26 protein-coding genes are annotated in these 22,079 nt (G+C 67.7%); 23 read left to right on the top strand and 3 right to left on the bottom strand.

The features are described 5' to 3' along the window. Positions 1-77 precede the first annotated feature (77 nt). The 3 genes from ADBZ5N_RS00350 to ADBZ5N_RS00340 all read left to right on the top strand — a co-directional run bounded on the left by ADBZ5N_RS00350 (position 78) and on the right by ADBZ5N_RS00340 (position 2,775). A complete protein-coding gene (locus ADBZ5N_RS00350) occupies positions 78-830 on the top strand; it encodes a phosphoglyceromutase (RefSeq protein WP_526255490.1) in 753 nt (250 codons plus the stop codon). A gap of 80 nt (positions 831-910) precedes the next feature. Continuing rightward, entirely contained in the window at positions 911-2,101 is a 1,191-nt protein-coding gene (locus ADBZ5N_RS00345) for a sensor histidine kinase (protein ID WP_526255489.1), read from the top strand. Continuing rightward, complete coding sequence (locus ADBZ5N_RS00340; protein WP_526255488.1) at positions 2,098-2,775, top strand: response regulator; 678 nt, start codon at positions 2,098-2,100, stop codon at positions 2,773-2,775. Before ADBZ5N_RS00345 ends, ADBZ5N_RS00340 begins: the two co-directional genes overlap by 4 nt. On the opposite strand, the gene ADBZ5N_RS00335 is transcribed toward ADBZ5N_RS00340, so the two are convergent. Next, positions 2,772-3,554 carry a DUF3109 family protein gene (locus ADBZ5N_RS00335; RefSeq protein WP_526255487.1) on the bottom strand — a complete coding sequence of 261 codons (783 nt, stop codon included), beginning with the start codon at positions 3,552-3,554 and terminating at the stop codon, positions 2,772-2,774. The two genes, ADBZ5N_RS00340 and ADBZ5N_RS00335, sit on opposite strands and share 4 nt — an antisense overlap. A gap of 42 nt (positions 3,555-3,596) precedes the next feature. Here ADBZ5N_RS00335 and ADBZ5N_RS00330 point away from each other — a divergent pair, with 42 nt between their 5' ends. The 9 genes from ADBZ5N_RS00330 (at position 3,597) to ADBZ5N_RS00290 (ending at position 11,063) form a co-directional block, all read left to right on the top strand. Further along, a complete protein-coding gene (locus tag ADBZ5N_RS00330; RefSeq protein ID WP_526255486.1) occupies positions 3,597-4,559 on the top strand; it encodes a Ppx/GppA family phosphatase in 963 nt (320 codons plus the stop codon). Positions 4,560-4,571: 12 nt separating this feature from the next. Next, complete coding sequence (locus ADBZ5N_RS00325) at positions 4,572-5,615, top strand: Rv0497 family membrane protein (protein WP_526255485.1); 1,044 nt, start codon at positions 4,572-4,574, stop codon at positions 5,613-5,615. 37 nt (positions 5,616-5,652) lie between these two features. Further along, on the top strand, positions 5,653-6,498 hold the full coding sequence (locus ADBZ5N_RS00320; protein WP_526255484.1) for a sugar phosphate isomerase/epimerase family protein: 846 nt from the start codon (positions 5,653-5,655) through the stop codon (positions 6,496-6,498). A gap of 16 nt (positions 6,499-6,514) precedes the next feature. Continuing rightward, positions 6,515-7,360 (top strand): acyl-CoA thioesterase, encoded by an 846-nt coding sequence (locus ADBZ5N_RS00315; protein WP_526255483.1) that lies wholly within the window; start codon positions 6,515-6,517, stop codon positions 7,358-7,360. 11 nt (positions 7,361-7,371) lie between these two features. Further along, positions 7,372-8,232, top strand: coding sequence for a pyrroline-5-carboxylate reductase (gene proC / locus ADBZ5N_RS00310; RefSeq protein ID WP_526255482.1), 861 nt, complete (start codon positions 7,372-7,374; stop codon positions 8,230-8,232). Positions 8,233-8,370: 138 nt separating this feature from the next. Further along, the gene (locus ADBZ5N_RS00305; RefSeq protein ID WP_509716252.1) at positions 8,371-8,628 is read left to right on the top strand and encodes a helix-turn-helix domain-containing protein; all 258 of its coding nucleotides are present in this window, start codon (positions 8,371-8,373) and stop codon (positions 8,626-8,628) included. Positions 8,629-8,787: 159 nt separating this feature from the next. Beyond that, positions 8,788-8,889 (top strand): 30S ribosomal protein bS22, encoded by a 102-nt coding sequence (locus tag ADBZ5N_RS00300; RefSeq protein ID WP_003402602.1) that lies wholly within the window; start codon positions 8,788-8,790, stop codon positions 8,887-8,889. A gap of 75 nt (positions 8,890-8,964) precedes the next feature. After that, positions 8,965-10,062, top strand: coding sequence for an SDR family oxidoreductase (locus tag ADBZ5N_RS00295; RefSeq protein WP_526255481.1), 1,098 nt, complete (start codon positions 8,965-8,967; stop codon positions 10,060-10,062). 2 nt (positions 10,063-10,064) lie between these two features. Beyond that, the gene (locus ADBZ5N_RS00290; protein ID WP_526255480.1) at positions 10,065-11,063 is read left to right on the top strand and encodes a lysophospholipid acyltransferase family protein; all 999 of its coding nucleotides are present in this window, start codon (positions 10,065-10,067) and stop codon (positions 11,061-11,063) included. Here the strand turns inward: ADBZ5N_RS00290 and ADBZ5N_RS00285 are convergent, their stop codons facing one another. Together ADBZ5N_RS00285 and ADBZ5N_RS00280 are read right to left on the bottom strand one after the other, a co-directional pair. Continuing rightward, on the bottom strand, positions 11,064-11,570 hold the full coding sequence (locus ADBZ5N_RS00285) for an FAS1-like dehydratase domain-containing protein (RefSeq protein ID WP_526255479.1): 507 nt from the start codon (positions 11,568-11,570) through the stop codon (positions 11,064-11,066). A gap of 55 nt (positions 11,571-11,625) precedes the next feature. Next, entirely contained in the window at positions 11,626-12,516 is an 891-nt protein-coding gene (locus ADBZ5N_RS00280) for an HAD family hydrolase (RefSeq protein WP_526255478.1), read from the bottom strand. 38 nt (positions 12,517-12,554) lie between these two features. On the opposite strand from ADBZ5N_RS00280, the gene ADBZ5N_RS00275 reads away from it, so the two are divergent. The 11 genes from ADBZ5N_RS00275 to ADBZ5N_RS00225 all read left to right on the top strand — a co-directional run bounded on the left by ADBZ5N_RS00275 (position 12,555) and on the right by ADBZ5N_RS00225 (position 22,024). After that, the gene (locus tag ADBZ5N_RS00275; protein ID WP_526255477.1) at positions 12,555-12,818 is read left to right on the top strand and encodes a glutaredoxin family protein; all 264 of its coding nucleotides are present in this window, start codon (positions 12,555-12,557) and stop codon (positions 12,816-12,818) included. 105 nt (positions 12,819-12,923) lie between these two features. Further along, positions 12,924-14,297, top strand: coding sequence for a glutamyl-tRNA reductase (locus ADBZ5N_RS00270; protein ID WP_526255476.1), 1,374 nt, complete (start codon positions 12,924-12,926; stop codon positions 14,295-14,297). Next, positions 14,294-15,229 (top strand): hydroxymethylbilane synthase, encoded by a 936-nt coding sequence (hemC, locus tag ADBZ5N_RS00265; RefSeq protein ID WP_526255475.1) that lies wholly within the window; start codon positions 14,294-14,296, stop codon positions 15,227-15,229. Before ADBZ5N_RS00270 ends, hemC begins: the two co-directional genes overlap by 4 nt. 22 nt (positions 15,230-15,251) lie before the next feature. After that, positions 15,252-16,883, top strand: a complete 1,632-nt coding sequence (locus ADBZ5N_RS00260) for a bifunctional uroporphyrinogen-III C-methyltransferase/uroporphyrinogen-III synthase (RefSeq protein WP_526255474.1) — start codon at positions 15,252-15,254, stop codon at positions 16,881-16,883. 30 nt (positions 16,884-16,913) lie between these two features. After that, complete coding sequence (hemB, locus tag ADBZ5N_RS00255) at positions 16,914-17,894, top strand: porphobilinogen synthase (protein ID WP_526255473.1); 981 nt, start codon at positions 16,914-16,916, stop codon at positions 17,892-17,894. Continuing rightward, positions 17,891-18,310, top strand: a complete 420-nt coding sequence (locus ADBZ5N_RS00250; RefSeq protein ID WP_526255472.1) for a hypothetical protein — start codon at positions 17,891-17,893, stop codon at positions 18,308-18,310. Before hemB ends, ADBZ5N_RS00250 begins: the two co-directional genes overlap by 4 nt. 25 nt (positions 18,311-18,335) lie before the next feature. Beyond that, positions 18,336-18,758, top strand: a complete 423-nt coding sequence (locus tag ADBZ5N_RS00245) for a hypothetical protein (RefSeq protein ID WP_526255471.1) — start codon at positions 18,336-18,338, stop codon at positions 18,756-18,758. Next, entirely contained in the window at positions 18,745-19,269 is a 525-nt protein-coding gene (gene mce1N, locus ADBZ5N_RS00240) for a transport-regulating membrane protein Mce1N (RefSeq protein ID WP_526255470.1), read from the top strand. The genes ADBZ5N_RS00245 and mce1N overlap by 14 nt, the downstream gene beginning before the upstream one ends. Beyond that, complete coding sequence (locus ADBZ5N_RS00235) at positions 19,266-19,523, top strand: hypothetical protein (RefSeq protein WP_526255469.1); 258 nt, start codon at positions 19,266-19,268, stop codon at positions 19,521-19,523. The genes mce1N and ADBZ5N_RS00235 overlap by 4 nt, the downstream gene beginning before the upstream one ends. A gap of 10 nt (positions 19,524-19,533) precedes the next feature. After that, entirely contained in the window at positions 19,534-19,881 is a 348-nt protein-coding gene (locus tag ADBZ5N_RS00230) for a hypothetical protein (RefSeq protein ID WP_526255468.1), read from the top strand. A 25-nt stretch (positions 19,882-19,906) separates the two neighbouring features. After that, a complete protein-coding gene (locus ADBZ5N_RS00225) occupies positions 19,907-22,024 on the top strand; it encodes a heavy metal translocating P-type ATPase (protein ID WP_526255467.1) in 2,118 nt (705 codons plus the stop codon). Positions 22,025-22,079: the final 55 nt, after the last annotated feature.

Genomic DNA, 22,079 nt, shown 5'->3' with positions numbered 1-22,079 from the left:
CCCAAGACGGCAAAGCCGCAAAAGACGACGATGCGAACCTGACAAACAGTGCCCGTTGCCGTGAGACACTTCCGGCTATGGCTGACGGTGACTGCACCCTGATCCTGCTGCGCCACGGCGAGAGCCAGTGGAATGCGCTCAACCTGTTCACCGGCTGGGTGGACGTCGACCTCACCGACAAAGGCCGGGCCGAAGCCGCCCGGGCCGGTGAACTCATCGGGGCTCTCGACCGGTTGCCCGACGTGCTATACACCTCGCTGCTGCGCCGGGCGATCAGCACCGCGAACATCGCCCTGGACAAAGCCGACCGACACTGGATTCCGGTGCACCGCAACTGGCGGCTCAACGAGCGGCATTACGGTGCGCTGCAGGGCCTGGACAAGGCCGAAACCAAAGCCAAGTACGGCGAGGAGCAGTTCATGGCCTGGCGGCGCAGCTACGACACCCCGCCGCCGCCGATCGAACGGGGCAGCAAATTCAGCCAGGACGCCGACCCGCGCTACGCCGATGTGGACGGCGGACCGCTGACGGAGTGCCTGGCCGACGTGGTCGCCCGTTTCGTCCCCTACTTCGAGAACGCCATCGCCCCCGACCTACGGGCCGGTAAAACCGTACTGATCGCCGCGCATGGGAATTCCCTTCGGGCACTGGTGAAATACCTCGACGGGATGTCCGACGAAGCCGTCATCGGCCTCAACATCCCGACCGGAATCCCGCTGCGTTATGACCTTGACAGCGACCTCAAACCTGTTGTGGCGGGCGGTACGTATCTGGATCCGGAAGCCGCAGCCGCCGGCGCCGCGGCCGTCGCCAACCAGGGCTCGAAGTAGAACCCGCCAGTGGAACGGCGGGTTAACACCCACTGAACTCGCAGTTCGGCGGGCCTACCGAATTTGCCGGGCGTCGGTGGATGCGTACGCTTTGCCGCGTGAGTGTTAGCGCGGTCGCGCTCGCGGTCCTCACCGGACTGGTGGGCCTCGCGCTCGGCTCGATTGCGACCCGCGCGATGTCCTCGGCCCGGCGACGTCGGTCCGCCGATACTGAGGCCGGGCGCACGGTGGCGGAGATCCTGCAGCGCACGGTCTCCAACGCTCCGGTCGGCGTCCTGGTGGTCGACTCCACCCGGGGGGTGCCGGTCATGAACAGTCGGGTCTCCGAAATGGGTGTGATGCGCGACGGTGTGCTCGACGAGCGGTTGTGGAAAGTCGTGCAGCGAACCCTGGCCACCGGTCAGGACACCGAGGTGGATCTGTCTGCCCCGCGGGGACTCTCGGGACGGCGCGCTGGTCTGGCGGTGCACGGCACGATCCGTCTGCTCAGTGATCAGTCTCCGCGAATGGCGGTCGTCTACCTCGATGACCAGTCCGAGCAGGTCCGTATGGAGGCCAGCCGGCGGGACTTCGTCGCTAACGTGAGTCACGAACTCAAGACCCCGGTTGCTGCGATGGCAGTGCTGTCCGAGGCGCTGCTGGAGTCCACCGACGATCCGGACACCGTGCAGCGGTTCGGCGGCAAGATCTACACCGAGTCGCAGCGGCTGGCCAATATGGTCGGTGAGCTGATCGAGCTGTCCCGGCTGCAGGGCGCCGAACGACTGCCGGATTTGGTGGCCGTCGATGTCGATACTGTTGTACAGGAGGCGATTTCCCGCCACAAGGTAGTCGCGGAGAAGGAAAACATCACCGTCAAGATCGACGATGAGACCGGGCTGCAGGTGCTGGGCGACGAAGCCCTGCTGGTCACTGCGATCGCCAACCTCATCTCCAATGCGATTGCATATTCGCCGAGGGGTTCGACGGTGTCGATCAGCCGCCGTCGGCACGGCGATATGGTCGAGATCGCCGTGACCGATCGTGGCATCGGAATTGCCCTCGAAGATCAGGAGAGGGTGTTCGAGCGGTTCTTCCGCGTCGACAAGGCACGGTCGCGCGCCACCGGTGGGACCGGACTGGGATTGGCCATCGTCAAGCACGTCGCCGCCAACCACAACGGCAATATCCGGCTCTGGAGCAGGCGTGGAACCGGTTCGACGTTCACCTTGTCAATTCCCGCCTACGGCGGCCAAGACGCCGACGACAATGGAGATCAGGAGGAGCAGTGATTCAGGTGTTGATCGTCGAGGACGAGGAGTCGCTGGCCGAACCGCTTGCCTATCTGCTGCGCAAGGAGGGATTCGAGGCGACCGTGGTGGCCGACGGGCCCGCGGCGCTGGCCGAGTTCGACCGTTCCGGCGCCGACATCGTGTTGCTCGACCTGATGCTGCCCGGTATGAGCGGGACGGAGGTCTGCAAGCATCTGCGGGCCCGATCCAGCGTCCCGGTGATCATGGTGACCGCCCGGGACAGCGAAATCGACAAGGTGCTCGGCCTGGAACTGGGGGCTGACGACTACGTCACCAAGCCGTATTCGGCGCGTGAACTCATCGCCCGTATCCGGGCGGTGCTGCGGCGCGGCAGTGAATCCGATGCGGGCGATGTGGTGCTGGAGGCGGGGCCGGTGCGGATGGATATCGAGCGCCATATAGTCAGTGTCGAGGGCAAGCCGATACCGATGCCGCTCAAGGAATTCGAGCTTCTCGCCTTCCTGATGCGCAACAAGGGCCGGGTGCTGACCCGCGGTCAGCTGATTGACCGGGTGTGGGGCGCGGACTACGTCGGGGACACCAAAACCCTCGACGTCCACGTCAAACGCCTGCGGTCCAAAATCGAGGTCGATCCGGCCAACCCGGTGCGTCTGGTGACCGTCCGCGGGCTGGGTTACAAGCTGGAAGGCTAGCCGCGACCGGCGGCCTGGGTCGCCGGATGAACCGCGATCAGCGGGAATCCGCGGCGTCGCTTGCACATTCCGGCCAGTTCCGCATAAGCCTTCTCGCCGAGCAGTTCGGTGAGTTCAGGTGCATAGGTCTGCCACACCTGCTTCTTTCCCACGTGCGCAGCAGGGTCTCCGGTGCAGTACCAGTGCAGGTCCACTCCGCCCTCACCCCAGCCGCGCCGGTCGTATTCGGTGAGCGTGGTCTTGAGGATCTCGCTGCCGTCGGGCCGGGTCACCCACTCCTGGGTGCGCCTGATCGGAAGCTGCCAGCACACCTCAGGTTTCATCGTCATCGGCTCGACGCCGAGTTTGAGTGCCTTGCTGTGCAGTGCGCAGCCGATCCCGCCAGGGAAGCCGGGGCGGTTCAGAAAGATGCAGGCGCCCTTGTATTTGCGGGTCCGCAGATTCGGTTTGCCCTCATAGGCGTCCATCTCCAGGTAACCCTTGCGTCCCAGGCCTTTGTCGCGGAACTGCCAGTCGGAGTCCGTCAGTTTCGCGGCGGCATCGTCGAGGTTGGCCCGGTCGTCGTCGTCGGATAGAAACGCCCCGTGCGAACAGCACCCGTCGTCGGGCCGGCCTTCGACGGTTCCCTGGCAGGCGGGCGTACCGAAGACACACGTCCAACTCGACAGCAGCCAGGTCAGATCCGCGGCGATCAGATGCTCCGGGTTGGCCGGGTCGTAGAACTCCACCCACTCGCGGGGAAAGTCCAGATCGACCTCGCCAGGGTGCCTGCGTGTCACGGAGTCCAACGGTAGACCACCCCGCCCGCTAGGTTGTAGCTCGTGCGATTGGGCGTGCTCGATGTGGGCAGCAACACGGTGCATCTGTTGGTGGTAGATGCGCACCGGGGCGGGCACCCCACTCCGATGAGTTCGACCAAGGAGCCCCTGCGCCTCGCCGAATCGATCGACAACTCCGGCAGGCTGACCCGCCGGGGCGCGGACATGCTGGTCTCAACCGTCGGCGAATTCGCCAAAATCGCCCGTAGCTCCGGGTGCGCGGACGTGATGGCGTTCGCAACCTCCGCCGTGCGTGACGCCGCGAACTGCGACGACCTGTTGGCGCGGGTACGCGCCGAGACCGGGGTCGACGTCCAGGTTCTCGGTGGCGTCGACGAAGCGCGGCTGACCTTTCTGGCGGTGCGCCGCTGGTTCGGCTGGAGCGCCGGCCGAATCATCGACCTGGACATCGGCGGCGGGTCCCTGGAGTTGTCCTCGGGCGTCGATGAGGAGCCCGACGTCGCGCTGACGCTTCCGTTGGGTGCCGGCCGGCTGACCCGCGAGTGGCTGCCCGACGATCCCCCGGGCAGACGGCGGGTGGCGATGCTTCGGGACTGGCTTGACAGTGAGCTGGCCGAAGCCGCCCAAACCCTGGTCGATGCAGGTCCGCCCGACCTTGCCGTGGGGACCTCCAAAACGTTTCGTTCGCTGGCCCGGCTGACCGGGGCGGCCCCCTCGGCGGCCGGACCCCGGGTCAACAGGGTGCTGACCGCCAACGGCCTTCGGCAGCTCATTGCGTTCATCTCTAGGATGACCACTGCAGACCGTGCCGATCTGGAAGGGGTCAGTGCTGAGCGGGCCCCCCAGATCGTGGCCGGTGCCCTGGTGGCGGAGGCGAGTATGCGAGCACTGGCGTTGGACGCGGTGCAGATCTGTCCGTGGGCGCTGCGCGAGGGCATCATTCTGCGCCGATTGGACAGTGAGGCCGACGGGTCCGCGTTGGTACAGGCGGCGCGGGCCGATTGAGAGGAGGGACAGATGAGCGCACCAGATGAACGGCCGGTCTCGGTCGCGGAGTTACTGGCCCGCAACGGCACCATCGGGTCGCCGCCGGTTGGCGGCCGGCGCCGGCGGCGGGCGCGCAGGAACAGCGACGGGCTGTCCGTCGCGGAACTGACCGGCGAGATTCCGGTGATCCGAACTGGCGAGATTCCGGTGGTTCCGGCCGAGGACTCGGATTCCGCGGGTGTGGTGTACGAGGAGGCGGATTCCGCGGAGCCGGTCTACGTTGGGCCGGTTTACGAGGAGAGGGTTCACGCGGAGCCGGTCTACGAGGAGCCTGCTTACCAGGAGGCCGTCTACGAGTCGGTGTCCGCCGGAACCGCCTACGAGCAGCCGGCGACAGACGGCAGCGAATACCCAGATGCCGCCGTGGTCTACGCGGACCCCGCGGCTGTCGAGTCGGCGCCGACCCGTGCCACGCCCCCGCCGCTGTCCAGTGTCCCCGTGCCTCGTCGCTCCGGTGGACCCGAACTCAGCCGCGACCCCCGCCCGCTGCGCCGATCCTCCGGTGCCGAGCAGATGGCCTACGACCCCGTGGACGAATCGGTGAATCTCGCCGACCTCGTCGATGAGCCTGCCGGTGATGTCGAGGAGTCGCGCTCCTATTTGCGCGCATCGACGGACACGCTGTTCTCCGGCGGGACTGTCGCCGACGACCTGGCCCGGCGCGGTATCACCGCCGAGTCCGATGAGGAGTTCGACGAGAGTGGTCCCGAGGCAGCAGTCTCGACTGCGGTCGCGGTGCGGCCGCGCGGGGTTGTCGGCACGCTGTGGGGCAGCGTGGTGGCAGTGCTTCAGTCACTGGTCGCCGTGGTGTTCGGCGCCGGGTTGTTCATCGGTTTCGATCAGCTGTGGCGGTGGAATAACCTTGCTGCGCTGGTTCTTTCGGTTTTGGTGGTGTTGACGCTGGCTGCCGCTGTCCGGTTCGTGCGCAAGACCGAGGACATCGTCAGCACCCTGACCGCGGTAGCCGTGGGCTTGCTGGTGACATTGGGTCCCCTGGCGCTGCAGTCCACCTGACCCTGCGACCTACTGACCATGCGACCCCACTGAAACAGTGCGCCCAGCCATCAAAGTCGGCCTGTCGACGGCATCGGTCTATCCACTCAAAACCGAGGCCGCCTTCGAGTACGCCGCAGAATTGGGCTACGACGGCGTCGAGTTGATGGTCTGGGCCGAGCCGGTCAGCCAGGACATCGGCGCCATCTCACAGATGTCTCGCCGCTACGGTGTTCCCGTGCTGTCGGTGCACGCCCCCTGCCTGTTGATCTCGCAGCGGGTATGGGGTTCGGATCCGATTTCCAAACTCGACCGCAGCGTGCAGGCGGCCGAGCGACTCGGCGCGCAGACAGTCGTGGTGCATCCGCCGTTTCGCTGGCAGCGCCGCTACGCCGAAGGCTTCAGCGAGCAGGTGGCCTGGCTGGAGGAACGCAGCGACGTCATGGTCGCGGTGGAGAACATGTTCCCGTTCCGGGCCGACCGGTTTTTCGGATCCGGGCAGTCCTCCATCGAACGGATGCGTCGCCGCGGCGGGCGCCCCGGGGCGGCGGTGTCGGCGTTCGCCCCGTCCTATGACCCGCTGGACGGTAACCACGCCCATTACACGCTGGATCTCTCGCACACCGCGACGGCCGGAACCGATGCCTTGGACATGGCCCGCCGAATGGGTGAGGGCCTGGTACATCTGCACCTCTGCGACGGCAACGGCGCCTCCACCGACGAACACCTGGTGCCCGGCCGCGGCACCCAACCCACCCACGAGGTCTGCCAGATGCTGGCGGGCAGCGACTTCGCCGGTCACGTCGTTCTGGAGGTCACCACCTCCGGCGCACGGTCCAAAGCCGAACGCGAGGTCCTGCTCACCGAGTCGCTAGAGTTCGCCCGCACCCACCTGCTCCGGTGAGGAAAGGGCACTCTGGATGAAGACGGCGATCCCGCGGTTCTCCGATGCGATGGCGTTGCGCCCGGTCAGCGGACCGCACGCCGGGGCTGAGTTCGGGGCCGATCTCAACGAGAATTGGACCATCGGGCCTAAGGTGCACGGCGGGGTGATGGTTGCGTTGTGCGCCAAGGCCGCGCGGGTCGCCTACAACCGGGGACCCGGCGACAGGGCAACCGACGAGGGGGCCCACCCGGTGGCCGTCTCGGTGAACTTTCTGTCCGCGCCCGATCCCGGCGCCGTGCGTCTGGTCACCGCGGTGCGCAAGCGGGGCCGTCGCATTGGACTCGTGGATGTCGAACTGCTTCAGGGCGACCGCTCGTGCGTGCATGCGGCGGTCACCCTCGGGGAGCCCGAACACGACGCGCAGCCCCTGTGGTTCGACGCGCCGCTGTGTGCCCAGGTTCCTGCCGAACCGCCGGCGGACGTGCCGGTGATCGGTCCGGGCCACCCAGGTGCCGCGATCAACAACCTGGCGCGTGGTTGTGCCATCCACCCGAGGGTTATCGAGGAACTCGGCAGCGACCAACCGTTGATGTTCACCTTCTGGGTGCGCCCCAAAGAGGGTGCGGTCGACGAGTTCTTCGCCCTCATGTGCGGAGATATCTCGTTGCCGGTGTCGTACGCAGTCGGCCGTCGCGGTTGGGCTCCGACCGTCCAACTGACCGCCTATCTGCGGGCGCTACCCGCCGACGGGTGGCTGCGGGTGCTCTGCACCGCCACCCAGATCGGCCAGGACTGGTTCGACGCGGACCACACCGTCGTCGACAGCACGGGGCGCATAGTCGTGCAAACCCGCCAGCTTGCGTTGGTGCCAGGTCGGTAGGGTGCTGCGCTATGGCCAGGATTGCGATCATCGGTGGCGGCAACATGGGCGAGGCGTTGCTGGCAGGGCTGCTCAAAGCCGGCCGCCCGACCCGCGACCTGGTCGTTGCAGAGAAATCGTCCGGCCGGGCCGCCCACCTGTCGCAGACCTATGCCGTGCGGGTGACCGACTTGGCCGACGCGGTAGAGAACGCCGCGTTCGTGATCCTGGCGGTCAAGCCGGGTGACGCCGAATCGGTGATCGCCGAGATCGCCGATGCGGCAACAAAAGCCGAAGGCAACACCGTCGAGCAGGTGCTCGTCAGTGTGATCGCCGGAGTGACGACCGGATTTTACGAATCCCGACTGCCGGCCGGCTCTCCGGTCATCCGGGTGATGCCCAACACCCCCGCCTTGGTCGGGGCAGGAGTCAGCGCGCTGGCCGCCGGCCGATTCGCCACCGCAGAGCAGTTGGGTGCGGCGGCCGAACTCTTCGAATGTGTCGGCGCGGTGCTGACCGTTTCCGAAGGCCAGATGGACGCCGTCACCGCGGTCTCCGGGTCCGGTCCGGCGTACGTGTTCCTGTTCATCGAAGCGTTAGTCGACGCGGCGGTGGCCAGCGGCCTGGCCAGGACGGTGGCCACCGACCTTGCGGTTCAGACGCTGGCCGGATCGGCGGCGATGCTGCTGGATCGCACCGAGGCCGCCCAGCGGGACCGATCCGGTCGGCCGGATACCTCGGCAGCGGAATTGCGTGCGCTGGTGACCTCCCCGGGCGGTACAACCGCTGCTGGCCTGCGTGAACTCGAGCGGGGTGGTTTGCGGGCCGCCGTCGCCGCCGCGGTGGAGGCCGCGAAAACCCGCTCTGAGCAGCTTGGAATTACATCTGAGTAGTTTGAGAATTCTCTGGCGGATTAACAAACACCCGTCGCAGTAACACCATTGGCCACGCTATTCTCCTTCTAACGCACGGGTTGGTGCCAGCGGTGGGGAAGCCGCTGGAACTGTCCGCGCCTGACCGATTGGGTTGCGATGACGTCTATGAATGGGCGGGATTCCGCTGGCGGAAAGTCGGCGCGCGACGCCGGTGCGGCCGAGGGGCAGCCGGTGACGAGGACACAGTTTCTGACCGTCGCTGAAGTTGCCGCCCTCATGCGCGTCAGCAAGATGACGGTCTACCGGCTGGTCCACAACGGCGAGTTGCCCGCGGTGCGGGTGGGTCGGTCCTTTCGGGTTCACGCCAAAGCCGTCCACGATCTGCTCGAGACCTCCTACTTCGACGCCGGGTGACGATTCGCCCCCCGGGGCACGGGGAGGAGCGCGGGGGACAGCCGACTAACGGCCCCGCGGTTTGCATGGGTAAGGTGTGAGCCCGACACAGGGTCCTCGATGGGCCATCGACGGAGGCACGCCCCAACGGGGCGTTTTGGCACTGAGGTAGCGGAGTTCATGGGTTCAGTCATCAAAAAGCGGCGCAAGCGCATGTCCAAGAAGAAGCACCGCAAGCTGCTGCGTCGCACCCGGGTCCAGCGCAGAAAACTCGGTAAGTAACCCCCGCACCAGCACTGGCTGCCGCGGCCGGCGCCATGCATGCCGGTCGGGCTCTCGACCGATAGGCTTTAGCGCATGGATTCCGGCCGCCCCGGTGTTGACGCGCCGCACTACCCCAACGTGGTGCTGGTGACCGGTGCCTGTCGGTTCCTCGGCGGCTACCTCACCGCGCGGTTGGCGCAGAACCCGCTGATCAACAAAGTCATCGCGGTCGATGCGATCGCCCCCAGCAAGGATCTGCAACGTCGGATGGGGCGCGCGGAGTTCGTCCGCGCCGACATCCGCAATCCGTTCATCGCCAAAGTGATCCGCAACAGCGACGTCGACACCGTCGTCCACGCGGCGGCCGCCTCCTACGCCCCGCGGTCCGGGGGAAGAGCGACCCTCAAAGAGCTCAATGTGATGGGGGCCATGCAGCTGTTCGCGGCCTGCCAGAAAGCGCCGACGGTGCGCCGGGTCATCTTGAAGTCCACCTCGGAGGTCTACGGGTCGCACCCCTACGACCCGGTGGTGCACACCGAGGACAGCAGCAGCCGTCGCCCACTCGGTGAGGGCTTCGCGCATGACAGCCTCGACATCGAGGGCTATGCCCGTGGGCTGGCCCGGCGCCGGCCGGACATCGCCGTGACCATCCTCCGGTTGGCCAACATGATCGGCCCGGCGATGGACACCGCGCTGGCCCGTTACCTGACCGGACCGGTGGTGCCGACGGTGTTCGGCCACGACGCACGACTGCAGTTGCTGCACGAGCAGGATGCGTTGGGGGCCCTGGAACGCGCCACCATGGCGGGCCGGGCCGGAACCTTCAACATCGGTGCTGACGGCATAATCATGATGTCGCAGGCCATCCGGCGGGCCGGCCGGTTGCCCCTGGCGGTGCCCACCTTCGCGGTGCGTCTGGCCGACTCGGTACGCAAAGCGACGATGAACAGTGAGCTCAATCGGGATCAACTCGACTATCTGAGCTACGGCCGTGTGATGGACACCACCCGGATGCGCGCCGAACTGGGCTTCCAACCGAAGTGGACCACGATGGAAGCATTTGACGACTTCGTCCGAGGGCGGGGCCTTACGCCTATCGTCGACACCGAGTGGGTACGCTCTCTGGAGGGCCGCGCGCTGGACTTGGTGCAGCGACTGGGAAGCCAAGCAAGTGAGAGTCGGGGGGTGTAGCTGTGTCCGGTGAGAAAGCAAAAGTCATTCCGCTGCACGGTGATTCGTCCCGATCCGGTGCTCGGAAGGGTTCGCCGGCGGCGCCGTCGCCGGGTGTCGACGAGAACCTCGATGCCGTCATCCGGGAGATCGGGCAGCGCGGCAGCGAGTCCGACCACAGCGATCTCATCACCCGCATCGCCGGTCTTGCCGAGTTCCTGCGCAAACGGCTCACCGGCGACTACATCGTCGATGAGTTCGGTTTCGATCCTGACTACAACGATGCGGTGGTTTTGCCGACGCTGCGGTTCTTCTACGACACGTGGTTCCGCGTCGAGGTCAGCGGGATCGAGAACCTGCCCAGCACCGGGCCGGGCCTGGTGGTGGCCAACCACGCCGGCACCCTGCCCTTCGACGGACCGATGCTGGCTGTCGCGGTCCACGACCACCACTCGGCGCACCGCACTCTGCGACTGCTGGCCGCCGACATGCTCTTCGACTTGCCGGTGCTGGGCCCGGTCGCCCGCAAGGCTGGGCACACCATGGCCTGCAACACCGACGCCAATCGGCTCCTGGGCAACGGGGAACTCACCGCGGTGTTCCCGGAGGGCTACAAGGGCCTGGGCAAGCCGTTCCGGGACCGCTACAAACTGCAGCGGTTCGGCCGCGGCGGCTTCGTGTCGGCGGCACTGCGCGCCAAGGCTCCGATCATCCCGTGCTCCATCGTCGGCTCCGAGGAGATCTACCCGATGCTGGCCGACGTCAAGTTGCTCGCCCGGGTGCTCGGGGTGCCCTACTTCCCGATCACTCCGCTGTTCCCGCTGGCGGGGCCGGCCGGTTTGATGCCGTTACCGTCGAAGTGGCACATCGCCTTCGGCGACCCGATCGACACCAGCGGCTACGACGAGCATGCCGCCGACGACCCGATGGTCACCTTCGAGATCACCGATCAGGTGCGCGAGACCATCCAGCAGACGCTGTTCGGCCTGCTCAGTCAGCGGCGCAATACCTTCCTGGGCTGATCAGTTCTTTCGGCCCAGCGCCGCCGCGGCGATCGCCGCCACCTGCGCGTTGTCCTCCTCGGACCCTGCGGATTCACCGAACATCGTGACCAAGGTCGTCATCACCGGCTTGCCCTCGGCGTCGGTCACCTCGGTTCGCAGCGTGCTGATGACGGCACCGAAGGACTCGACCACCGATTCCAGCCAGGAGTCGAAGTACAGCTTGTCCCCGGCACAGATTGCACGGTGATAAGTGATCTTCTGGTCGCGGTGGATCACCCGGGCGATGTTGATGCCGACGTCGAAGTTGCGGAAGATGTCCAGCTGGACTTGGCGTCCGGGGATCGCGATGAAGGTCAGCGGGGCCACCACATCGGGGTAGCCGGCGGCGCGAGCCGCCTCCCCGTCCAGGCTGATCGGATCCTTGCACTGGACCGCGTTGCAGTACTCGCGGATCTTCTCGCGGCCCACCAGGTAGTAGTCCGGGTAGCGGTAGTGGGTGCCGATGATGTCGCTGGCAAAGGACATTGGGCGAGTTTATCGCGTCGTGCTGCCGGCCGACGTCGGCCTTGAGTTCGGGGCTTCAGTCGTTCTCGTGGCGGCGCGACACAGCCGCGGCGACGGCGCCACCGACTGCGCCGAGGGCCAGCGCGGAGGGCACCCCGATCTTCGCTGCTTTACGAGCGGTACGGAAATCCCTGATCTCCCAACCCTTTTCCCGTGCCAGTTCGCGAAGGTCGGCGTCGGGGTTGACCGCCACCGCGGTACCCACCAGCGAGAGCATCGGAACGTCGTTAAAACTGTCGGAGTAGGCGGTGCAGCGTTTGAGGTTCAGCCCCTCGCGGATCGCCAGCGCCCGCACCGCGTGGGCCTTGCCCAGCCCGTGCAGGATGTCGCCGACCAGTCGTCCGGTGAACACCCCGTCCACCGATTCGGCCACCGTTCCCATCGCCCCGGTCAGCCCCAGCCTCCTAGCGATGACCTCGGCCAGCTCGTAAGGGGTCGCGGTGACCAGCCACACCTGCTGACCGGCGTCGAGGTGCGCCCTCGCCAGCGCCCGGGTGCCCGGCCAGATTTTGTCGGCGATGATCTCGTCGTAGATCTCCTCGCCGAGCACGCTCAACTCCGTGGTGGTGCGGCCCTCGATGAACGCCAGCGCCTTGCGTCGGCCCTCGGCGACGTCCTCGCTGTTCTCCCGGCCGGTCAGCTGGAACTTGGCCTGCGCATAGATGAACTTCCACACCTCGCCGTACCGGAAGTATTTGCGAGCGGCCAGGCCGCGGCCGAAGTGCACCAGCGACGACCCCTGAACCAGGGTGTTGTCGACGTCGAAGAACGCCGCTGCGGTCAGATCACGCTGTGGCGGGATCGGATCAGCGGACAGGCTGTCCAGCCGGGCCTCGGTCACCAGTCCCTCGACCGCCCGCTGGGCGCTGGCCTCCGCGGCGCGAGGCTGCTCGTCCCCGGATCCCATGCTGTTCACCCTATCGGTGGATGCCAGACTGGCCGGTGATGAGCCGCGCACATGTTGAACTGCTCACCCGGTCCGGCTGCGGGCTGTGCGAGCGGGCATACCGCCGATTGGCCGAGCTGGCCGCCGAACTGGACTTCGAGTTGTCCAGCACCGACGTCGACGCCGCGGCGGCGGCCGGCGAACCGGCGCTGCGGGCGGAGTTCGGCGACCGGCTGCCGGTGATCCTGCTCGACGGCCGTGAGCACAGCTACTGGGATGTCGACGAGCCCCGATTGCGCGCCGACGTCACGAAGCGAATTTGATCGGGCCGCTGCGCGCGGATTACCGTTGCGAGTAGTTTCTCTCCCCAGAAACACCAGCCGGGAGCCATTCCGCCGCCTCGAGGGAGCAAGCCAGGTGATCGTGCCGTGAGCGTCCTGTTGTTCGGGGTGTCTCACCGCAGCGCTCCGGTGTCGGTCCTCGAGCAGCTCTCCGCCGACGAGTCCGACCAGGCCAAGCTGATCCAGCAGGTGCTGCAGTCCCCGTTGGTGACCGAGGCCATGTTGCTGTCCACCTGCAACCGGGTCGAGGTCTACGCGGTCGTGGAGGCATTCCACGGCGGACTTTCCGCGATCGGGCAGGTCCTCGCCGAGCGCTCGGGTCTGTCGATGGGTGATCTGACCAAACACGCCTACGTGCGCTACAGCGAAGCGGCCGTCGAGCATCTTTTTGCCGTCGCCAGCGGCCTGGACAGCGCGGTGGTCGGCGAGCAGCAGGTGCTCGGCCAGGTCCGCCGGGCCTACGCCACCGCCGAAGCCAACCGGACCGTGGGGCGGGTCCTGCACGATCTGTCGCAGCGGGCACTGTCGGTGGGCAAGCGGGTGCACTCAGAGACCTCCATCGACGCTGCCGGGGGCAGCGTGGTCTCGGTGGCCCTGCACGTCGCGGCCGAGCGGCTCTACCGGCCTGAACTGGGACCGTCCTACACCGCGCTGGCCGGGCGGACCGCCACCGTGATCGGTGCCGGCTCCATGGGCAGCCTCACCGCGGCGCATCTGGTCCGCGCCGGGGTGGGTCACATCAACGTGGTCAACCGGTCATTGCCGCGCGCTCAACGTCTGGCGGCCGGCCTCACCGAGCAGGGCGTCACCGCCCACGCCTGGACGTTGGACCAGCTGCCCGCCGCCCTGGTCGACGCCGACGTGGTGGTCAGCTGCACCGGAGCGGTGCGGCCGGTGGTGTCGTTGGCCGATGTGCACCACGCACTGGCCGCCTCGCAGCGCGATGAACTGACCACACCGCTGGTGCTGTGTGATCTGGGCATGCCCCGCGACGTCGACCCCGCCGTCGCCGGACTGCCCGGCGTCTGGGTGGTCGACATGGACCGGGTTCAGCGTGAACCGTCGGCCCGGGCTGCCGCCGACGACGCCGAGGCCGCCCGCCGGATCGTCGCCGCCGAGGTCGCCAGCTATCTGGCCAGCCAGCGGATGGCCGAGGTCACCCCAACCGTCACCGCGCTGCGCCAACGTGCCGCCGATCTGGTGGAGGCCGAGTTGCTGCGGCTGGAGAGCCGGCTGCCCAGCTTGGACGACGACCAGCGCCAGGAGGTCGCCAGCACCGTGCGCCGGGTGGTCGACAAGCTGCTGCACGCCCCGACCGTGCGGGTCAAACAACTGGCCGGGGCCCCGGGCGCCGACACCTATGCCGAGGCGCTACGGGAGCTGTTCGAACTCGATCCGCAGGCGGTCGATGCCGTGGCCGCCGGTGAAATGGTGCTGCGCCCAACGGATTCCGACGCTTGATCCGGATCGGTACCCGCGGCAGCCTACTGGCCACCACCCAGGCCGGGGCGATCCGGGACCAACTCGTCGCGCGCGGTCATGACGCCGAACTGGTGATCGTCAGCACCGCCGGTGACCGGTCCTCGGCGCCTGTCGTCGAGATCGGCGTCGGGGTGTTCACCGCCGCACTCCGGGAGGCGATCGCCGAGGGTCGGGTCGACATGGCGGTGCACTCCTACAAGGATCTGCCCACCGCCGCCGACGAACGGTTCGTCATCGCCGCAGTTCCGCCTCGGGAGGACCCCCGCGACGCCCTGGTAGCCCGGGACGGTCTGGTGCTCGGGGAGTTGCCGGTCGGATCGGTGATCGGGACCTCGTCGATCCGGCGGGCGGCGCAGCTTAGAGCACTGGGTCTCGGTTTGGAAATCCGCCCCCTAAGAGGCAACCTGGATACCAGGTTGAACAGGGTAAGCAGCGGTGATTTCGATGCCATCGTGGTCGCTCGGGCGGGTCTGGCCAGACTCGGTCGACTCGGCGATGTCACTGAGACGCTGGAGCCGGTGCAGATGTTGCCAGCACCTGCTCAGGGAGCGCTGGCGGTGGAATGCCGATCCGGCGACACCGGGCTTGCGGCGCTGTTGGCGGAGTTGGATGACCCCGACACCCGCGCCGCGGTCACCGCCGAGCGAGTCCTGCTGGCCGACTTGGAGGCGGGTTGTTCCGCACCGGTGGGCGCGATCGCTGAGGTGGTCGAGTCCATCGATGATGACGACCGTGTCTTCGAGGAACTGTCGCTACGCGCTTGCGTGGCGGCAGTAGACGGATCCGACGTGATCCGTGCGTCTGGCATCGGCACTCCCGGCCGGGCCGCAGAGCTGGGGCTCTCGGTCGCCGCGGAGTTGGTCGAACTGGGCGCGCGGGAGGTCATGTCGCACGAGCGGGAACTGCCGTGACAACGGTGGATCAGGAGAGGCTATGACTGGTCACGTGACCCCGAGAGGGCGCAAGGCGAAGCCGGGACGCATCACGTTCGTCGGCTCCGGCCCCGGTGACCCGGGTCTGCTGACGACGCGGGCGCGCACCGTCCTGGCCAACGCCGCATGCGTATTCACCGACCCCGACGTGCCGGAGGCGGTGCTCCGACTCGTCGGTACCGACCTGCCGCCCGCTGCCGGACCGGCGCCCGACGGCGCCGGTGGGGATTCGCCGGTGGTCAGCGCCGGGCCGGATATCCGCCCGGCACTCGGTGAGCCGGCCGAAGTGGCCAAGACCCTGGTGGCCGAGGCCAAAACCGGTGTCGATGTGGTCCGGCTGGTCGCCGGAGACCCACTGTCGGTGGACGCGGTCGGCGCCGAGGTGACCGCGGTGTCCAAGACCCATCTGCCGTTCGAGATCGTGCCCGGCCTTCCGGCCACCGTCGCGGTGCCCACCTACGCGGGGTTGCCGCTGGGGTCCACCCACACCGTCGCCGATGTGCGCGGTGAGGTTGACTGGGCTGCGCTGGCCGCCGCCCCCGGTCCGCTGATCCTGACTGCGACGTCCTCGCATCTGCCCGATGCGGCGCGTTCGCTCATCGAGTACGGCCTTGCCGAGAGCACCCCGTGCGTGGTGAGTGCCCAGGGCACCACCTGCGGGCAGCGTTCGGTGGAATCGACCCTGCACGGCCTCACCGACCGGGCTCTGGGAGCCGGGGACTCCGCCGGACCGCTGGCCGGACCGCTGGTGGTGACCATCGGCCGGGCCGTGACCGCGCGCGCCAAACTCAACTGGTGGGAGAGTCGTGCGCTGTACGGCTGGACCGTGCTGGTGCCGCGTACCAAGGAGCAGGCCGGTGAGATGAGTGATCGGCTCATCGCGCACGGCGCCCTGCCGATCGAGGTGCCCACCATCGCCGTCGAACCCCCACGCAGTCCGGCGCAGATGGAGCGCGCCGTCAAGGGCCTCGTCGACGGCCGCTACCAGTGGGTGGTGTTCACCTCCACCAACGCGGTACGTGCGGTGTGGGAGAAGTTCGGCGAATTCGGTCTGGATGCCCGGGCCTTCTCCGGGGTCAAGATCGCCTGCGTCGGTGAGTCGACCGCCGACCGGGTTCGCGCGTTCGGGATCAGCCCTGAACTGGTGCCCTCCGGTGAGCAGTCCTCCCTGGGTCTGCTCGATGAATTCCCGGAGTACGACAGCATTTTCGACCCGGTCAACCGGGTGCTGCTGCCGCGAGCAGACATCGCCACCGAAACCTTGGCCGAGGGTCTGCGGGAACGTGGTTGGGAGATCGAGGATGTCACCGCCTACCGCACCGTGCGCGCGGCCCCGCCGCCGGCGGAGACCCGGGAGATGATCAAGACCGGTGGGTTCGACGCGGTCTGCTTCACGTCCAGTTCCACGGTGCGCAACCTGGTCGGCATCGCCGGCAAGCCGCACGCCCGAACCATCGTCGCCTGCATCGGGCCCAAAACCGCCGAGACCGCGGTGGAATTCGGCCTCCGGGTGGACGTCCAGCCCGAAACCGCGGCGGTGGGTCCTTTGGTCGAAGCGCTGGCTGAGCATGCCGCCCGGTTGCGGTCCGAGGGCGCGTTGCCGCCGCCGCGCAAGAAGAGCCGCCGCCGCTAGGTCGGCCCAGTCGGCACAGTCGGCACAGCGATGACATACCCCCGGCAGCGCCCCCGACGGCTGCGGTCCACCCCGGCCCTGCGCCGTTTGGTGGCTCAGACGTCCCTGGAACCCCGGCACCTGGTGCTGCCGATGTTCGTGGCCGATGGCCTCGAGGAAGCGCAGCCGATCGCGTCCATGCCCGGTGTCCTCCAGCACACCCGCGACTCGCTTCGCCGGGCGGCAGCCGCCGCGGTCGAGGCGGGGGTCGGCGGATTGATGCTGTTCGGGGTGCCGCGCGAGGCGGACAAGGACGCCGTCGGCTCCTGCGGGATCCGCCCGGACGGGATTCTCAACGTCGCACTGCGCGACCTCGCCGAGGATCTCGGGGACGCCACCGTCCTGATGGCAGATACCTGTCTGGACGAATTCACCGACCATGGGCACTGCGGTGTTCTGGACGCACGTGGCCGGGTCGACAACGACGCGACCAATGCTGCCTACGTCAAACTTGCCGTGGCCCAGGCCGAATCGGGTGCGCACGTAGTCGGTCCGAGCGGAATGATGGACGGTCAGGTGGCTGCCATCCGGGACGGCCTGGACGCTGCCGGTTTCTCCGACGTGGCCATCCTCGCCTACGCCGCCAAGTTCGCCTCGGCGTTCTACGGCCCGTTCCGGGACGCCGTGGCCTCCAGCCTGACCGGCGACCGCCGCTCCTACCAGCAGGACAGCGGCAACGGCCGCGAGGCCGTCCGTGAGGTACTACTCGACGTCGGGGAGGGTGCCGACATCGTCATGGTCAAGCCGGCGATGGCTTACCTCGATGTCGTCGCGGCGGCCGCCGCGGTCTCCCCCGTGCCGGTCGCGGCCTATCAGGTCTCCGGGGAGTACGCGATGATCAGCGCGGCTGCGGCCAACGGCTGGGTGGACGGGCGTGCCGCTGCGCTGGAGTCCTTGACCTGTATCCGCCGGGCCGGCGCCGACATCGTGCTGAGCTACTGGGCGGCTGAGGCCGCGGGTTGGCTGGCGTGACCGATCAGCAGCAGACCGGTGATGGGCGCCCGCCCGACGTCGACACCGGTTTCTGGCTCTGGTTGGTCGCCGTCCTGCTGATGGTCATCGGTCAACTCGCCGACGCCTACGTGGCCGCCAAGGATGCCGGATCGCCGTTCGTGTTCGTCACCACCGCATTCGTCGTCGCCATTCTCGGCGGGGTGGTGGTGGGTTTTCTGGCCCTGCTGCGGTCGGGCTACCGGTGGGCCCGAACGCTGCTCACCAGCGGCGGACTGGTCACCATCTTCGTCACGGTCGCAGGGCTGTTCGGCCCGCCCAGACCGCCGCTGCCCGCGGTGATCTACGCCGTCACCGGCATCTTCGGTTCGGTTTTCATTGCGGGCGGGATCTATCTGCTGCACCGAGCGGACTCTCACCGGTTCTTCACCCGCTGACCGGCAGAGTTAGGCTTGCCGAACTATGAGCGAGACCCGACCCAGCGCGGTGACCACCGCCTGCTGGCTGCTGGTGCTCGGCGCGGTTCTGTTGATGGCCGGCGGGCTACTCGCCGGTCTGGTGAGTTTCGACTCACTGCGCCAGACCAGCCCGCCGTCGGTCACCGACGACGCGGTCCGTGCCTACGCCCGGCTGTACCGGGGCGCGGGGTTGTTGTTCGGCTTCGCCGGCCTCGCGCTGGTGTGGTTCGCCGGACGTGCTCGACGCCGCGACCTGCGTTCCCGCCGCGCGGCGATGGCGCTGAGTCTCGCCATCGTCGTGCTCGTCGCGGTGGCGGCGGTGCTCTCCGGAACCCATATCCTGGCGCTGCTCAGCATCCTTCCGATCATCGTCGGCACACTGCTGCTGAGCCGGCCTGCTGTCGTGGAGTGGTATGCCGGTGAATAAGGCGCAGGATTCCGGCAGACAAGAACCGTTGTTGTTCGAATGCGGGGCCAGTTGGCTGTGGTTGCTGGCTGGCCCGCTGGCCGCGCTGGCGATGATCTTCGTGCAGTATCGGGCCGGTCTGGGGTTTCGGTTGGCCGTCCCGCTGATGTTCCTGATCCTGGTCACGGGGTTCCTGGCGCTGCAGGTCAAGGCCGCCCGTATCCACACCAGCGTCGAACTGACTGCCGACACCTTGCGGGAAGGCACCGAACTCATCGACATCAAGGAGATCGTCTCGGTGTTCCCCGAGCCGCCAGAGCCGGCGAGATCCAAGGGGCCGGTCAGCAGCTGGCGGGTCAAACCCGTCGAGATGCCGGAACCCTGGCAGCGGGCCCGGGCGCTCGGCGAGCTGTCCGGGGTGCCCCGCGGCCGCACCGGGGTGGGGCTGAAACTGGCCGGGGGGCGGCTGGTCCAGGCATGGGCCCGAGACGCCGATGCGTTGCGCGCAGAGCTGAACCGGCTGGTGGGGTGACGCCCGCCGTGAAGCACATCGTGCAGCTGCTGCTGGCCGGCGCCGCCATCGTCGCGGCGGCACTGTGTTGGCTGCAGGTCACCAGCCTGGTTGATGTCCCGCCCGTCAGGGAAGGCGAGCCCGCCACCGTCTCGGTGGTCTATGACCCGCCGCTGATGATGCTCAGCTGGGTGTTGGTCACCGTTGGGGGAGTGCTTGCCGTGCTCGGCATGGCCGGCCTGCGGCGCAATCGGAAACGCGCGCCCGGGCGCTGATATGGCTGATATGCCCACGCCGCACGTCTCAGCTCGCGGCTCGGCTGTCGTCGCGGCTGTGATCAACGCGGTGCTCAACCCGCTGATCGAGAAATTCCTCAATCCCGGCGGCTTCCAACCGCTTTCGGCGGTTCTGGTGAATCTGGCGATCACCTCGGTGATCATGTGCGTGCTGGTCGCGGTGTTCGCCCGGCGTGGGGTCGGGTACGGGCTGCGTTACGGGATCTCGGCGGCCGCGATCGTTTTGGCCTGCGGCGTTCTGGTCGCAGGGCTGGGGGTGGCTGGGTTGGCGTTCCCCGGACTGCTGTGGCTCAAGGCCGGATACTGCGGAGCGTTGGCGTACCTGGTGGCGCGGTGATACCCCCCTGGGGTATATTCGACGTGTGACCACCACCGAACTGCGACTGTCCGGAATGAGTTGTGCTTCGTGTGCGGCGCGCGTGGAACGCAGCCTCAACCATCTTGACGGTGTGCAGGCCTCGGTGAACTTCGCGGTGGAACAGGCCCACGTCGAACATGGCCCCCAGGTGACCGTCGAGGACCTGGTGCGAGCCGTCGAGTCCACCGGCTATCACGCCGCGGTGATGCATCGGCCGGGCCATGACGACCACATGAGCCACGAGGTGCCCCAACAGCAGTTGCGCTCGCGGTTGATCGGTTCGGCTGTGCTGGCGATGCCGGTGCTGGCGCTGTCGATGGTGATGCCGTGGCAATTCCCCGGATGGCAGTGGGTGGCGCTGGCGCTGACCACTCCCATCGTGTGGTGGGGCGGTTATGCGTTCCACAGGGCCGCGCTCACCAGTGCGCGGCACGGCACCTCCACCATGGACACCCTGGTGTCGCTGGGCACGCTGGCCGCCTACTTGTGGTCGGTGGTCGTCCTGCTCACCGGCGCCGGACACGGGCGGGGTCATGGCGGGGAGCATGTGTACTTCGAAGTGGCCGCCGCAGTGACGGTCTTCCTGCTGGCCGGCCGGTACGCGGAGGCAAAGGCCAAACGTGCCGCTGGTTCGGCGCTGCGCGCACTGCTGTCACTCGGCGCCAAAGAGGCCACCGTGGTGCGCGACGGCGCCGAGGTCCGGGTCGCCGCTGATGCGTTGCTGGTCGGTGACGTGATCGTGGTGCGCCCGGGTGAACGGGTGGCCACCGACGGTGTGGTGGTAGACGGCGTCTCGGCACTGGACACTTCGGTGATGACGGGCGAGTCGGTTCCCGTCGACGTGCGCCCCGGCGACGATGTTCTCGGTGGTTCGGTCAACACATACGGACGAATCATGCTGCGCGCCAAGCAGGTCGGGTCCGATACCCAGCTGGCGCGGATGGCCCGGATGGTCGCCGAGGCCCAGAGCGGCAAGGCTTCCATCCAGCGGCTCGCCGATCGGGTCTCGGCGGTGTTCGTTCCGGCGGTGCTGGTGATCGCTGCGGTCACGCTGGCGGCATGGCTGCTGACCGGGCACTCCGTCGCGGCGGCGTTCACAGCGGCGGTGGCGGTGTTGATCATCGCCTGCCCGTGCGCGCTGGGCCTGGCCACCCCGACCGCCATCCTCGTCGGCACCGGCCGGGGTGCTCAACTCGGCGTGCTGATCAAGGAGCCGCAGGTACTGGAGACGGTCAGCGGCATCGACACCGTCGTCCTGGACAAGACCGGCACGGTCACCACCGGGGAGATGAGCGTGGAGTCCGTCGACGAGGAGGCGGGTGAGAATGCTGACACCGTGCTGACCCGCGCGGCCGCGGTGGAGTCGGCCTCCGAACATCCGGTAGCCGCCGCCATTGTGGCTTTCGCCCGCGAGCGGGGGTTACCCATCCCCGCCGTCTCCGACTTCGTCAACGATCCCGGCACCGGCGTCCGGGGCGTGGTCGACGGCCTGCAGGTCCAGGTGGTCCGTGCGGCGGACAGCGATGGACGAACCAGCGTGTCGGTGAGTTGGGACGGTCAGCGGCGGGGGGTCATCCGGCTCGCCGACTCGGTCAAGCCGACCAGCGCGCCGGCGATCGCGGAACTGAAGTCGATGGGCATCACCCCTATGTTGCTGACCGGCGATAACGCCGCAGTCGCCAGCCGGGTTGCCGCCGAGGTCGGAATCGGGGCCGACGACGTCCTCGCCGGCGTGCTGCCGTCACAGAAGGCCGATGCGATCTCCCGACTGCAGGCCGCCGGACGGCGGGTCGCGATGGTGGGCGACGGTGTCAATGACTCGGTTGCCCTGGCCACCGCCGATATCGGCATGGCGATGGGCACCGGCACCGATGCCGCCATCGAAGCCGGTGACATCACGCTGGTCCGTGGCGACCTTCGCACGGTCGGAACCGCGCTGCGATTGTCCGGCCGCACCCTGCGGACCATCAAGCAGAACCTCTTCTGGGCCTTCGGCTACAACGTCGCCGCCATTCCGCTCGCGGCGTTGGGCCTGCTCAACCCGATGATTGCGGGTGCGGCGATGGCGCTGTCGTCGGTACTGGTGGTGACCAACAGCCTGCGGCTGAAGCGCTTCCGCTAAGAAGTCCTGTGGCCTCGGCCGCGGTGGTCGCGTCCGCCGCGGTTGGTACAAAAGA

It is taken from the genome of Mycobacterium sp. (genome assembly GCF_044370595.1).
Lineage (GTDB): Bacteria > Actinomycetota > Actinomycetes > Mycobacteriales > Mycobacteriaceae > Mycobacterium.
Note: the sequence above shows the minus strand (reverse complement) of the source record. Positions and strands in the feature narration are given on the sequence as shown.